This is a genomic window from Novosphingobium hassiacum (genome assembly GCF_014196055.1).
Taxonomy (GTDB): Bacteria; Pseudomonadota; Alphaproteobacteria; order Sphingomonadales; family Sphingomonadaceae; genus Novosphingobium; species Novosphingobium hassiacum.
Map to the genome: position 1 here is coordinate 256,988 of NZ_JACICY010000006.1, position 13,858 is coordinate 270,845.

A 13,858-nucleotide genomic window follows, 5' to 3' on the forward strand; every position below is an offset into this window, starting at 1 on the left:
GAATTGGTATCGATTACTTGGCGAAGCGCGCCGAAGTGCCGTTCGCAGCCATGCGCGTTTCAATCTGAGCCCGAATATCGGCCACGACCGACGTGCGGCATTCGCGCGCCTTGGCTTCCAGCGCGAGGTGGACCGACGCAACGTTATCGCCGCAAACCGCGCGCGCAGCCTGGTCCATGCGGATCGCGAGGCGCTGCTGGCCGTCGGCGGTAGAAAGGTTGAGGTCGCTCAGGTTCAGGACAGCCTGATCCTTGGCAAAGGGATTGCCGGTGGTTGCGGCCGAAGCCGAAGTCGCCAGAGCGACAGTGGCGAGCGCCACGAGTACGAATTTCATGATCATCTCCTGTACGTCGAACGAGCGCCACTCTCCGGCGGCTGCGGATGACATAGTACCAGAAGATGAAACTTTCAATCGAACCTTGCAAATTGTTGTTTTATTACTGTGGCGTTAGGCCAGTATTACTTCACGCGAACGACGAGCATGGCGAGCTTCTCGGCATGGCCGAGCAGGCCGATCGGAAGATCAGCTTCGGTGTCGCTCGCGGCAACGGAGACCGTGACCGTGCGCGCGTAAGGCTCGGACCATTCACGCACCGTCTGAACCGGAACGACAGCGCGCCATTTGCGCGTGCCCCGGACCTGCACCGCGTGCCCGTTGATGCTGACGGGCGCGGCCGCGTCCGCACGGCGACCGGTGACGACGAGGCAATTGCCCGCATCGCAGTGAACCAGCCGCGTGGACGGCGTGGGTGCCGCCAGCGCCGGGGCGCAGAGGCCTGCTGCGAGCAAGGCGGCAAGCGTGATGGCGGAGTTCCGGATCATGCTGCTGCTGCCCCGCTCTGGTTGTTGGGCGCGGTATCCGGATCAGCTTGAGCGGCAGATTTGCGCGCCTTGACCTTGTCGATGATCGGCTGGAACGGGAACAGCGTCTGCTCCCAGATCGACAGACGGCGGCGTTCGTCCTGTCCGACGAGAATGCCTTCCCCCTCGCGATACGTGCCGAAAATACGGTCGAGCAGAATCAGCGAATTGCCGTAGTTGCTGCGCGTCGCATCGTAGTCGGTCGAGTGGTGCAGGCTGTGATGGCGGATCGTGGTGAAGAAGTAAGAGTACCAGATCGGCGGATCGGCGCGGACGTTGGCATGGGCGAACGTCGATATCACGCCTGTAGTATTGAACGCGGCAAACATCGCGGTCTTGTCGAAATCGAACAGCGCCAGCACGCTCAGCGTGATCAGGAACAATTCGATAGGATTTCCGACCGCGCCTTTGGCAGCATTGAGCTGGGTCAGGTGATGATGCGGCGCATGTGTCAGCCAGAACGGCGTCCAATTGTGCATCAACCGATGCATCCAGTACTGGCCGAATTCGATCAGGAACACGACAAGCATGACCTGTAGGAGCCACGGCAGTTGCGTGACCCACGGTGTCGTGATGCCGAGCGATCCCTTGACCTTGCTCAACGGACCGTCGGCGAAGTTCTCGGTAAACCAGGCGATCACCGTCGCGCTGAGCACAACGTAATACAGGTCGGTGAAAAACTCGCGCTTGTTCATCCGCCAGCCCGCGTGGCGCTCGTTGATCAGTTCGAGGAGCAGGACGACAACGACGATCCCCGCTGAGGTCACCGTCAGCGTCCACGGATTCTTGAGCAGCACAGCGGGGCCGAACGACCAGAACAGTAGCACGACCGCGATCATCGCGGGCGGGATGTGGTTGAACACCCTGTTCTTGAGGCTAGCTTCCATGACGCGACTCCTTTGAGCGCGTCTATCCTGCGTTGCGATGCGTCATACGGGGAGGTGGGAATTTTCGATGAAAGACATAGATTGGGGCTATGCCCTTCTCTATGCCCGCTGCTTGGCGCGTACCCGGCGCAGCACTTCGTCCCAGAACAACTGCGTGGCGGTATCGCGGGCCGGCTCGGTCCGTGCGAGGAGGAAGATGTCGTACGACGGCTCGAAGTCCGCGTGGAGGAGCGGCCATAATCGCCCCTTGGCAACGTCGGCTTCGGCCGCGAGCACGGGCAGGAAGCCGATGCCAACGCCGTGGACGATCAACCTGCGCACCTCATTGATATCTTCCGCCATGCCGCTGACTTTGGTGCCCAGCCGGTAGCGGCGGCGCAGGTGGGTGATCAATTCGATCTCGTCTTCACCAGTCAGCACGAAGGCCTCGTCCTTCAACTCACCGACACGGCTGACGCGGTGACCGAAGTGGGGATTGCTGCGCGAGCAATAGAGCTGCTGACACTCGACCAGCAGCGGCTCGTACATCAGACTGCCGCGAACGCTGCTGTCATAGCCGACGCCGATCTCCACCTCGCCCTGCTCCAGCGCGTCGAGCACTTGCCGCCAAGGTGAAACGCGGATCTCGATGTGAATGCCCGGATTGCGGCGATGGAAGCTGGCGATAGCCTCGTCGAATTCGGGCGAGACCAGCCCCGAGATGATCTGGATGCGGACGATGCCCTCGACCCGCTTCGTCGCCTGCGCGATCTGGTGCGGCATCATCCGCGCTGATTCGAGCATGTCTTCGCACAGCGCCATCATCGCCTTGCCAGCAACGGTCATCTCGACGCCGGTTGACGTGCGGTGGAGCAAGGTCGCGCCGACGTGATCCTCAAGCCGCTTGAGCGCGGCGCTGATGCTGGGTTGCTGGCGATTGAGTTGGCGCGCGGCCGCACCGATGCCGCCCGCGCGCACGATGTCGATGAACGTGCGCATCAGGTTCCAGTCGACCCGTCCGGCAAACTTCTTGTCGATCAGGGGAGGCCGCTCGCTCATGCTCATCCTTGGGTTACAGACATGGGCCATAGATCAGATCGATGATAAACATCGAAATGCTGCATCTGGCATTATGACCCCGGTTTACTACGACGACAAGATGATCACGCTCCCCGTCCTTCCGCTGGTGGATATTTCGCGCCTGACGAGCAGCCTACTCGAAGATCGTCTCGCCGTGGCGCGCGAACTCGACCAAGCCTGTGCCGAAGTCGGATTCCTCTACATCAAGGGCGATCAGTTCGACCCGGCCCTGTTCGACCGGCTGGTCGCGCGGGCGAAGGCCTACTTCGCGTGCGATGATGCAACCAAGATGGCCAGCTATATCGGGCTGTCGAAAAACCACAGCGGTTATGTGCCAGCGGGCGAAGAGCAGTTCGTGGGCGGGACCGACGACCTCAAAGAAGCCTACGACGTCAATCTCGATTATACCGCAACTGACGGGCGCAGGCCGTTGCTGGGGCCAAACCTGTGGCCAGACATGCCCGGGTTTCGCGAGGACGCGCTTGCCTATTATGACCACGTATCCGGGATCGGGCGACAGTTGTTTGCGTGCTTCGCGCTGGCGCTTGGGCTGCCGGACGATCACTTCGAGGCAGTACGCAAACATCCGCCGAGCCAGCTCCGCATGATCCACTACCCCTTGGATGAGCACGCCGAGGACCGGCCCGGCATGGGCGCGCACACCGATTACGAATGCTTCACGCTGCTGTTCGCGACGGCTCCGGGCCTGCAGATCGTGAACAAGCAGGGGCAATGGATCGATGTGCCGCTGATCGAGGGCACCATGATCATGAACATCGGTGACATGATGGAGATCATGTCCAACGGCCGTTACATCGCGACGCGGCACCGGGTGAAGATGGTCCGCGAGGAGCGCTATTCGTTCCCGCTGTTTCAGGCCTGCGACTACGATCATGTCGTGGCACCAATCATCGGCGGCGAGTCGTCTTCGAAATATGGCGCCTTGAAGTCGGGTGATCATCTCTTCGCGCAGACGGCACAGACTTTCGGCTATCTTAAGCGCAGGCTCGCCAGCGGCGAGGTCGCACTGAAAGACCCGGTCCCGCTAGATTCCTTCGGACTGCAAGTAGCTGATCTCTAGCGCAAAGGTCAGCAGCCATTTCCCGACAGGGTCAACCCACATAGATTCGATCTATGACCTGTATACAATATTGCCATCTGGCGTGATGGGCTTCGAATCGCGATTTTGTGTGCAATGCGGAAATGGTTTGATACGCTGGGCGTAGATAACTGGGCCGCACCTCACGAAGCAGTCATTGCGAGGCCAGGTGTATGGATGGAATCCGCGTAGGAAACCGGATAATCGGAACGCAGGCGCCGGTCACGATCGGGTGGGAGAACATCCCGCGCGTTGAGGGCGGGCCGGTCAAGCAATTCGTATTCACCCACTTCCAGCCGGCAGTGCTCTTCGCACTGATCGCGTTCTGGTACTACGCCCCCAATTCCATCGCCAAGGCTTCGACCGCGATCGGCATCGGCATCGCCTTCAAGGTGCTGCTGCTGGCACTCGAATGGGTCAACCCGCGCTACAGGAGCTGGCAGCTCACCTGGAAAGAACTGGTCACCGACCTGTTCTACGTTGGCCTCGGCTATACGATCCTGCGCATGGTCGACAACTACATCGGTGACGGTGTCATCATCGAGGCGATCCAGAACAGCTTCGATTGGGACAAGCTGTCGTGGTTTACCGGGCTGCCACTGCTGGTCCAGGCCTTTGCGATCTCGTTCATGTTCGATTTCGGACAGTACTGGATGCATCGCGGGATGCACAACTGGTATCCGTTGTGGCTGCCACATTCGGTGCACCACTACATCACCCAGTTGAACATCAACAAGGGCGCGGTCGGTAACCCGGTCGAGCTGTTCCTGATCGGCCTCGGTATCGGCGGGTTCTTCGACTTCCTGCCGCGCGCGGCGCTGCTGGCAGGCGCACTGGGCATGGCGATCGGGACGTATCAGCACATCAACGTGCGCTTCAACACCCCCCGCTGGTGGCGCTTCCTGTTCAACACGACAGAACATCACAGCCTCCATCATTCGCAGGACTTCGAGGCGACCCGCAGCAACTACGCCGGATCGTACATCTTCATCGACCGCATCTTTGGCACCTGCATCGATGGCGAGGCCGAACTGCTGGGCATGGAGGGCGGTCGCCGGATGTCGATCCGCGAACAGATGACCTTCCCGTTCACCGAGGGCTGGAAGACGATCCAGGAGAAGCGCGCCAAGCGGCGTCAAGGCACCGCGCCCTATGACGACGAAGGCTATGAGCAGACCGACGCCATCCCGGCCGAGTGAGCAGATGACGCTGATCTGCACTCGTATCGAACACCTTTCACAAGTGGACCTGTCGTGAACCTGCGCTTCATCGAGTGGATCTGGCACATCAAGGGCAGCCTCGCGCTGGCTCCCGGACAAACGGCACAGGATGCCTTCGATAGCCTCGACCCGCTATTCCGCCAGCGCGGCACCACCAGCGAGCGCAGTGGCACCACGCTGACCTTCACCAAGAAGGATCAGGACGCACAGGACAAGATGTCGATCTTCGACGACGGCATCCTGCGTATCGAAGATGGCGCGACAGGCCCGGTGCTGCGTTATTACCTTGCCAGCCGCGCCCTGCTGTTCTGCTTTCTGGCCCCGCTCCTGTTCATCGGCTTTGGCCAGTTGACCGTCGCCCTTGGCAAGCTCGAGACGCCCGCCAAAGAAGAGGCGGCGAAAAAGCCCGAGAAGGAAGAAGCGGTGCAGCCGCAGAATCCGATCGACAAGTTCCTCGGCGCTCCGGCTCCGGAAAAGCCGAAGAAGGATCCTGCCGACAAGGCCAAGAAGGACGACAAGAAGCATTCGCCGACCGCCGCTTATGTCTTTGCCGCGATCTTTGCCGCGCTCTACGTCATTGGTCGTGTGCTCGAGGACCGGTTGATCAGGTCGGTGTTCCGCAAGGCCGTGCGCGGGTCGGAGGAACTTCCTGAACTCGTCACGGCCTGACCGCGCCCCTCTTTTGCCAGCGCGTCGCAAACCAGGCGGCAATGGGTGTTGCGACGATGGGGCCGATCCAGTCCGCCCACTGATCGGGCTTTGGCCAGACGCGCAAGTCGAAGATGCCCCACAATGGCAGGTTTGCGCGCAGGCCGTGGCCAAACTGTTCGATCCAGCGATATTCCGCCTGCGCCACTTCGCGCCCGATGAAGTATCCGCAGGCAAGTGCGGCACCGGCCCACCAGTTGCGCGTCATAACGCCGATGATGGCCTGGATTGCGAGCGCGACGAGCGCGTGTTCAAAAAGCTGCATCGGCAACAAGTGGTCCCGCCCGCCGCGCGAGGCAAGCGTGACCGCTCAACCCGCGAGGCGGTGATCGCGCTGCCCCGGCTCGGTCGCGAATTGTTCGCGACACAGCGCGATCAGGTCGGCGATCGGCATCGGCCGTCCGAACAGGTAGCCCTGCAGTTCATGGCACCCCGCCGCGCGCAACAGTTCGGCCTGCGTTTCGGTTTCCACGCCCTCGGCAATGACGCGCATGTCGAGGCCGCAAGCGAGCGAAATCGCCCCGGTCACGAGCATCGTCGCCTTGCTGCCCGGGCTGAGCCCGACGAGCAGCGACTTGTCGATCTTGATGTGGCTGAAGCCGTAAGATCGCAGGTAGTGGATAGAGGTGAAGCCGGTGCCGAAATCGTCGAGCGCTACCGACATTCCAGTGGCCTTGAACGCCTCGACCGCGCGGATCGCGCGTTCGGGATGGGCCAGTAGATAGCCCTCTGTAATCTCGAATTGCAGGCGGGCGGGCGGAAACCGCGTCTGATCGAGCACATGCGCCACCTGCCGCTCGAACGCCGGGTCACGGAATTGAGCCGGCGAGACATTCACGCTGAGCTTTATATCGATCAGCGGTGCCAGATCGCGGCAAGCACGTTCGAGCACGAACAGTCCGAGAGGATGTATCTGCCCGGTGGCCTCGGCAATCTCGATGAACTGATCGGGCATCAGCGCGCCTTCGGGGCGGCCGGGCCACCGGATCAAGGCTTCGACCGAGACCATCCTGCCCGTGTCGGCATCGACCACCGGCTGATAGAACACCTCGAATTCGGAACGATTGAGTCCCTTGCCGATCTGAGCTTCGATCGCAAGGCGGCGCAGGCGGCCCTGGTCGAAGTCGGCATCGTAAACCGCGATCTCGCCCTTGCCCTGTGTCTTGACGTGGTACATCGCGGTGTCGGCGCGGCGCAGCAGCTCGTGAGGCTGGGTTGCATCGTCGATGTTTGCAGCGACGCCGATGCTGGCACCAACCTGCAGCACGTGGCGGTCGATCAGCACGGGCAGGCATATTTCTTCCATCGCGGCCCGTGCAAGAGCAATGGCCTTGGCGGTGGCAGCTTCGGCTTCGACGATGATCGCGAATTCATCCCCACCGACCCGTGCGAGGGAAGCATAGGGCGGAAAGAAATTGCCCAGCCGTGCGCTGAGGCTGCGTATCAGGACGTCGCCTGCCTGATGGCCATGTTCATCGTTGATCACCTTGAATCCGTCGAGATCGATGAAGATCACCGCGAGCGTGTCAGGCTCACGGCGCCGCAGCGTCTGCAGCCGGTCGAGCCGGACCAGCAACTCGCGCCGGTTGGGCAGTCCGCTCAAGGGGTCGGTAAATGCGATCCGGCGATTTTCTTCGCTCAGCTTTTCTGTTTCGGCCTGTCTCTTGCGCAGTGCCCCCTGCGAACGAACGAGTTCGGCGAAGGCCAAATTGAAGCGATGCGTGACCACGGCCATGCCCATTCCTGCGCCGCACAGCACGACCGCTTCCACCAGCATCTGACCATTGTCGACCCACGAAAAATACGCCGCAAATGATACGGTACTGACCAAGGCGACACGCATTGCCGCCGCACGCAGGGTCATCAGGCAGAACACCGTGCTTACTTGTGTCAGGGCAAGGAAGAAGGTCAGATGGCCTTTGGCATAGGCATCACCGTCTTCGAACAGCCACATGCACCACATTTCGAAAGCCAGCGTCAGGACGACGGCCAGGTTGCAGGTCCGGTGCAACAGTCTGGCCAGTTCAGCATCGTTACGTAGCACTCGGCCGTCCTGTCGCCACCACCAGACCGCTCGCGAGGTGGCGACGGCGCAGATGAACACTGGCGTGATCACCGTCTTGAACGGCTTATCAGCCGCGAAGAACTCGACCGCGATCGCCAGGGCATTGCAAACGAGGATAGCGTAAAGCAGCGGCATCTGCTGCACGAACGACACGAATTGCGCGCGCACCAGCTCGATATCGCTGGTGTCCAGCCGCAGTAATTCCGTTAGGCGGCGCATACAGTGGTCTGTCCATCCGCGTCATTGATGACCTGACCTGCCATGGTCCGCCACCCATGAAGATGCCTCCCGAGCGACCATGCGTATGTTCCACTAACGAAGGGTAAATTTCCTTTCGAAATCAATGCATGATCCAGAATCGAAAAAGGCCCCCTCCCCCGTGAGGGAGAGAGGGCCAATCATCATGCAGCGGTCAATGCCGGATCAGAACGCAACCGTGGCCGAAACCACGACGCGCGAACCCGCGATCGACGAGCCATCCTTGGTCGACGAGAAGTTGGGTTGCAGGTAAGCCGATTCAGCCGTGCTGATGTCGGTGTCGACATAAGCGACGCCCAGCGTGACCGGGCCGAGGACGTAGTCGGCGCCGACCAGCCAATCGACATATTCGCCGGTTGGCGACACTGCGGTTCCTTGAGGACCCAAGCCGTCATTGCCGCTCTTGCTGTAGCCGACGTGGCCCTTGAGCGTCAGCGCGGTGTCGGGGATGCCGGCAGCGACATCAGTCCAGATATAGAGATTGTCGGCCTTGGCACCGGGGTTGTCATAGACACCGGTAACCGCCGAAGCGCCCGAGTTGTACCACTTACCCAGTGATTCCTGCTTCGGCGCGTAAGCCACGCCAACGAGGACGCTAGCAGGGCCTGCGGTGCCCGAAACCTTGACGTAAGGCTCTGCGAAGTCGGTTGTGTCGAGGCCACCCGGATACATGTACCAGGTCAGGCCGACGTCGAGCGTGACGTCGCCGACCGGAACCTTGTAGCCGCCGTAGATGTCGAGTTCCATGTTCGCGCCAAGGAAGGTTCCCCAGCCTGCGAGGTTGGATGCCCAAGTGCCGACATAGAGGCCACTCTCGTGCGATACGGTGGCACCGGCCTGGACCGTCATTTCCTTGTCGGTCATCGAAACGCCGCGGAAGCGGTATTCGGATGCGAGCGCGGCAGTGCCGGTTACGGTGATCGGGCCGGATTCTTCTTCCTGCGCAAACGCGGGGGTCGCTGCAGCGGTGATGGCAATAGCAGCCATAGCTGCGGCCAGACGGGTCTTCATACGGAACGCTCCCTGATTAGGATTATCACGTTCCACCTGCGTCCGACCCGCAGCGCCTCTCATGGGGCGGTGTCGAACCGGAGCCTGTTGTCTAGCCGCTATCCGTGTCCACAGTTTTGCCGGTCGGTGACGAAGTGTTTCTCATGCTGCATTGCAAAAGACGCCGGGCAGATCCGAAAGAGGGGGGAGGGATCTGCCCGGCGATGTCCGGAGCCATATGATTCCGGAACGATCAGGCCGCTTGCGCTAGCGTCCTGATGATGGGCGCGGGGCCGGTTACGCGAACCTCGTCACCGCGCAAACGACGGCGGATGAGCCATTCGTTCAGCATTTCCGCCGTTGTGTGATCGATCACGTGGACCTTTGCGAGATCGACGTGGACCGGCCGGCTCGGCGGTAGTTCCTCCAGTGCAGTCGTCAGCTTGGTGAGGCCGACGAAAGTAGCAGCGCCCTCGAGTTCGAGATGAAGCGTATCCCCTGCAGGCTTCTGGCCCACCCGGAAGCGCAAGTTTCGCACATGCGGAAGAAGCTCCAGGGCCGAAAGAGCGAGGCCGACAAGCACGCCGGTCAGCAGATCGGTCAGGACGACAAGCAGGAATGTCGTCGTCCAGATGATTGCCGGCATATAGCCGTGGACCCGGAACAGATGACTGACATGCTTGAGGCTGACCAGCTTCCAGCCGGTCACGACCAGCACGCCGCCCAATGCCGCCATCGGAACTTCACGAAGCAGCCATGGCAGCAGCGCGACGAAGCCGAGGATCCAGGCACCATGAAGCACCGCCGACAGCCGTGTCATCGCGCCCGCCTGAACGTTGGCCGACGAGCGCACGATCACGCCGGTCATGGGTAGGGCGTTGAACACACCGCACAGCAAGTTGCCGATGCCTTGGGCGCGAAGCTCCTTGTTGTAATCGGTGCGCACGCCATCGTGCATCCGGTCGACCGCTGCTGCCGAGAGCAGTGTTTCGGCGCTGGCGATGAAGGCAATGGCGATGGCTGCGAAGATCAACGTGGGATTGCCGAGAGCCGAGAAGGCACCGCCTTCAACTGGCACGAATGCCGCAGCGATCGAATCCGGCACCGCGATCCGCGCGACATCCCAGCCTGCGAGCGCTGCGAGGATGGTCGCCGCCAGCACGCCAAGAAGCGCACCCGGGAGCAGGCCAAGCCGCGCGGGCTTGACCTTTTCCCACACCAGCATCGTACCGATGGTCAGCAGACCCAGCACAAGCGCCAATTCGGTCGAACGCAGATCGAACGGCGTGAGGCCGAGTATGCGCGCGGGCATCATCGCCAGATTGTCGACCCCGCTCGAGGCCGGCTTGGCATCGAACAGGATGTGGAACTGGCCAATGACGATCAGCGCGCCAATCCCGGCAAGCATGCCGTGGACCACGGCAGGCGAGATCGCACGGAACATGCCGCCGAGCTTGGCTACGCCTGCCACAAATTGGATGGCACCGGCCAATACGAGAACCGGACCGAGCGCGGACAGGCCGTTGTCGCGGACAAATTCGAAGACGATGACCGCAAGGCCTGCGGCAGGGCCACTGACCTGAAGCGGAGAGCCAGCCAGCAGGCCGACGACGATGCCACCGATGATACCGGTGACGAGGCCTTTTTCAGGCGGAACGCCCGACGCGATCGCGATGCCCATGCACAGCGGCATGGCCACAAGGAACACCACGATCGAGGCGGTGAAATCACGCGCGAAAAAGCGGAAGGGCCCTCGCCCTTCCGCCTGATCGCTTGCCGCTGTTGCTGCGGTCGTCATTCTGCAGCCTCGGCATAGTATGGTTCAGCAGCGACGCGCGTGGCTGCAGGAAGTGCGACCGGAAGCGCACGATCTTCGCGCATCGGCACGAACTGGCCGGTGTCGCCATCCAGGCCGAGCACGACGCCGGCCGAAATATCGACGAACCAGCCGTGCAGCGCCATATCGCCGCGCGCGATTGCCGCTGCAACCGAGGGATGCGTGCGCAAGTGCGCCAACTGCGCGATGATGTTCTGCAGCGACACGGCGCGGACGCGTTCGTCACCGTGCATGTGCGGCGAACAGCTCGAGATGACGTGCTCTGCCGCGGCGCCGTGCTTGAGCCAGGCGACGACGTTGGGCATGCCCTTGGGCTCTTCGGGTGCGGCCAGTGCCTTCATCGCGCCGCAGTCCGAATGGCCGCAGACGATGATGTCACGCACGCCAAGCGCGACGACGGCATATTCGACGGTCGACGATACGCCGCCGTTCATCGTCGCATACGACGGGACCATGTTGCCGGCATTGCGGCAGACGAACAGTTCGCCCGGCTCTGCCTGCATGATCTGTTCGGGCACGATGCGCGAGTCGGCGCAGGAGATCATTAGCGCCTTGGGCGACTGGCCCTCGCTTGAAAGTTTGCCGAACAGCTCGCGGCTGTCGGGGAATACTGTCTTCTCGAAGCTGAAGACGCGGCCGAGGAGTTCGTTCACAGTTGCCACCCTTTTCCGTTGAGGATCGGTTGACCGCGGCGGTTTTACCGCGATTGCGAACGAGATAGGGCGTGGCTTTTGCCTCAATAGCACGGCTTTGTAATGAAATATGTCTTGATTTTCAGCCGATCGCGCAGGGGATACGGACCAGCACGCACAGCCCTCCGTCCTTGTTGTTTCGCAACTGCAATGTGCCGCCCTCCAAGGTCACGGCACGGTGCACGATCGGAAGGCCAAGGCCCATGCCAGGCGTGTCGCGGCTGCGCGCAGTGTCGAGCCGGACGAACGGCTGGAGGACATCGTCGAGCCGGTCTTCGGGGATACCCGGTCCGTCATCGTCGAACGCGATCTGCGCTGTATCGCCATCACGGCTGACAGTGACGCGCACGCTGCCAGCGTAATGAAGGGCATTCTCGAGCAGGTTTGACAAGGCGCGGCGCAGGGAAACGGGGCGCGCGATGATCTCGAGGCTTTCGAGGCCGTGAAACGTCGCGTCGCGCCCCTCGTCAGCGGCGGTATCGACCAGCGTCTGGGTCATCACCGCGACATCGAGCCGGTCCGCCTTCAGCTGCGACCCGCCGGTCTCGACGAAGGCTTGCAGAGACTCCAGCATGTGCCGCATCTCGCTTAGATCGCCGGTCATGTCCCCCATGGTTTCGCTATCGAGTCCGGTGTTCTCGAGCCGCAGTTGCATCCGCGCGATGGGCGTACGCAGATCGTGTCCGATCGCCAGCATCGACTGGGTGCGATCGGTCATCGATTGGTGGATGCGCTGCTGCATCGCATTGAACGCGCGGATCAGTTCGCGCACCTCTTCGGTACCCTGTTCGGCAACCGCGACCGGCGGCCCTGCCCCGACCTTGCGTGTAGCACGGACGAGCGTGCCGAGCGGTGCCAGTGTCGCGCGAAACAGCACCCAGGCGAGCACCACCAGCACCAGCGTCGGCAGCAATAACGTAGCTATGCGGCCGGCATTCAGCGTCCAGGCGTTGCTGGCATAGGTCTCGAACTGCAGCACGCTGCGGTCGCTCAACTGGACAGACCCGACGATGTTGCCGGAAGCGCCCATCGACTTGAGGTGGAGTTGCAGGTCGGCGCGGTCGAGTTCGGTCGCAACGTCGAGGATCTGCTCGCGCATCCCGGCAAGCGCGACCGAGCCCGATGCACGCCGCCCCTTGGCACGCCATTCAAAAGCAAAGCGTGGCGTGCTGAGGTCGCGGGCAACGCGCGCGCGGTCAACAGACGTCGTGCGTTCGATTGCGCGGCTGGCGATGACGAGATGTTCCGCGACGCGTGCGGCGTCGTCCTCGCGCAGGGCAAAGCGGCTTGCGCGGTCGAACAGCAGGGTATTCGCGGCGAAGTCTACGCCGGCGACAAGTAGCAGGATCGCCAGCAGCCGCTCGGGCAGACCAAACCGGCGAAACAGCGTCAAGCCCGATTGACCTCGGCCCGGAACATGTAGCCGACCCCGCGCACGGTCACGATCGGTGCATTGCCGCCCGCTGCGGACAGCTTGCGACGCAGGCGGCTGACGAGGACATCGACGCTGCGGTCGGAGCTGTCACCCAGCCGGGTGCGCGACAGCTCGATAAGGCGTTCACGCCCGAGCACGCGCTGGGGCTGGCCCATGAACGTCGCCAGCAGATCGAATTCGGCGCCGGTCAGATCGACCATCGCGCCACTGGGCGAGTGCAGTTCGCGCCGGGCCATCGACACGGTCCAGCCTTCGAAGTGGATGTCACCGCTGCGTTGGCCGCTGTCGCCTGCACTATCGCTGCCGTTACTGTTGCCCCGGCGCAGCACAGCACCGATCCGGGCCACCAGTTCGCGCGTGCTGAAGGGCTTTGCGACGTAATCGTCCGCGCCGAGTTCAAGGCCGAGGACACGGTCCTCCTCGCTGCCACGCGCCGACACGAAGATAATCGGCACATCGCTCTGACGGCGCAGACGGCGGAACAGTTCGATACCGCTGGTCCCGGGCAACATGATGTCGAGCACGACGAGGTCCGCAGGCTCGCCTTCCAGTGCGACCCACATCTCGGCGCCGGTAGCAGCGGTGCGCACGGTATAACCGTTCTCACGCAGCGCGCGGGCGGTCAGAGTGCGTAGTGGACCATCGTCTTCCACCAGTACGATCGAAGGTGATTGCATGTGTTCCATGTCTTTTTGCAACAGTCCGATCCAGCTCGCTACCTTTAGATAGGCCTTGCGTGCCGGACTG

General features: G+C 62.1%; 14 protein-coding genes. 3 read left to right on the forward strand and 11 right to left on the reverse strand.

Annotated features, from left to right (window positions below; translation table 11 throughout):
- Positions 1-13: 13 nt before the first annotated feature.
- The 4 genes from GGQ88_RS13850 to GGQ88_RS13865 form a co-directional block, all read right to left on the reverse strand.
- Positions 14-388, reverse strand: a complete 375-nt coding sequence (locus tag GGQ88_RS13850) for a UrcA family protein (protein WP_246385981.1) — start codon at positions 386-388, stop codon at positions 14-16.
- A 71-nt stretch (positions 389-459) separates the two neighbouring features.
- Complete coding sequence (locus tag GGQ88_RS13855) at positions 460-822, reverse strand: hypothetical protein (RefSeq protein ID WP_183614018.1); 363 nt, start codon at positions 820-822, stop codon at positions 460-462.
- Positions 819-1,748, reverse strand: a complete 930-nt coding sequence (locus tag GGQ88_RS13860; protein WP_183614019.1) for a sterol desaturase family protein — start codon at positions 1,746-1,748, stop codon at positions 819-821. Before GGQ88_RS13860 ends, GGQ88_RS13855 begins: the two co-directional genes overlap by 4 nt.
- 99 nt (positions 1,749-1,847) lie before the next feature.
- On the reverse strand, positions 1,848-2,786 hold the full coding sequence (locus GGQ88_RS13865) for a LysR family transcriptional regulator (protein WP_183614020.1): 939 nt from the start codon (positions 2,784-2,786) through the stop codon (positions 1,848-1,850).
- A gap of 73 nt (positions 2,787-2,859) precedes the next feature.
- Between GGQ88_RS13865 and GGQ88_RS13870 the strand changes: the two genes are divergently transcribed.
- From GGQ88_RS13870 to GGQ88_RS13880, 3 genes are all read left to right on the forward strand, one after another.
- Complete coding sequence (locus GGQ88_RS13870; RefSeq protein ID WP_246385984.1) at positions 2,860-3,888, forward strand: isopenicillin N synthase family dioxygenase; 1,029 nt, start codon at positions 2,860-2,862, stop codon at positions 3,886-3,888.
- Between the two features lie 191 nt (positions 3,889-4,079).
- The gene (locus GGQ88_RS13875) at positions 4,080-5,105 is read left to right on the forward strand and encodes a sterol desaturase family protein (protein ID WP_183614021.1); all 1,026 of its coding nucleotides are present in this window, start codon (positions 4,080-4,082) and stop codon (positions 5,103-5,105) included.
- 54 nt (positions 5,106-5,159) lie between these two features.
- Entirely contained in the window at positions 5,160-5,795 is a 636-nt protein-coding gene (locus GGQ88_RS13880; protein WP_183614022.1) for a hypothetical protein, read from the forward strand.
- On the opposite strand, the gene GGQ88_RS13885 is transcribed toward GGQ88_RS13880, so the two are convergent.
- From GGQ88_RS13885 to GGQ88_RS13915, 7 genes are all read right to left on the reverse strand, one after another.
- Complete coding sequence (locus GGQ88_RS13885; RefSeq protein WP_183614023.1) at positions 5,785-6,099, reverse strand: hypothetical protein; 315 nt, start codon at positions 6,097-6,099, stop codon at positions 5,785-5,787. The two genes, GGQ88_RS13880 and GGQ88_RS13885, sit on opposite strands and share 11 nt — an antisense overlap.
- 45 nt (positions 6,100-6,144) lie before the next feature.
- On the reverse strand, positions 6,145-8,118 hold the full coding sequence (locus GGQ88_RS13890; protein ID WP_183614024.1) for a putative bifunctional diguanylate cyclase/phosphodiesterase: 1,974 nt from the start codon (positions 8,116-8,118) through the stop codon (positions 6,145-6,147).
- 204 nt (positions 8,119-8,322) lie between these two features.
- Entirely contained in the window at positions 8,323-9,168 is an 846-nt protein-coding gene (locus GGQ88_RS13895; protein ID WP_183614025.1) for a TorF family putative porin, read from the reverse strand.
- A 232-nt stretch (positions 9,169-9,400) separates the two neighbouring features.
- The gene (locus GGQ88_RS13900) at positions 9,401-10,945 is read right to left on the reverse strand and encodes a SulP family inorganic anion transporter (protein WP_183614026.1); all 1,545 of its coding nucleotides are present in this window, start codon (positions 10,943-10,945) and stop codon (positions 9,401-9,403) included.
- Positions 10,942-11,637: a carbonic anhydrase gene (locus GGQ88_RS13905; protein WP_183614027.1), complete on the reverse strand. Its 696-nt coding sequence runs from the start codon at positions 11,635-11,637 to the stop codon at positions 10,942-10,944. Before GGQ88_RS13905 ends, GGQ88_RS13900 begins: the two co-directional genes overlap by 4 nt.
- A gap of 121 nt (positions 11,638-11,758) precedes the next feature.
- The gene (locus GGQ88_RS13910; protein ID WP_183614028.1) at positions 11,759-13,069 is read right to left on the reverse strand and encodes an ATP-binding protein; all 1,311 of its coding nucleotides are present in this window, start codon (positions 13,067-13,069) and stop codon (positions 11,759-11,761) included.
- Positions 13,066-13,788 carry a response regulator transcription factor gene (locus GGQ88_RS13915; protein ID WP_183614029.1) on the reverse strand — a complete coding sequence of 241 codons (723 nt, stop codon included), beginning with the start codon at positions 13,786-13,788 and terminating at the stop codon, positions 13,066-13,068. Before GGQ88_RS13915 ends, GGQ88_RS13910 begins: the two co-directional genes overlap by 4 nt.
- Positions 13,789-13,858: the final 70 nt, after the last annotated feature.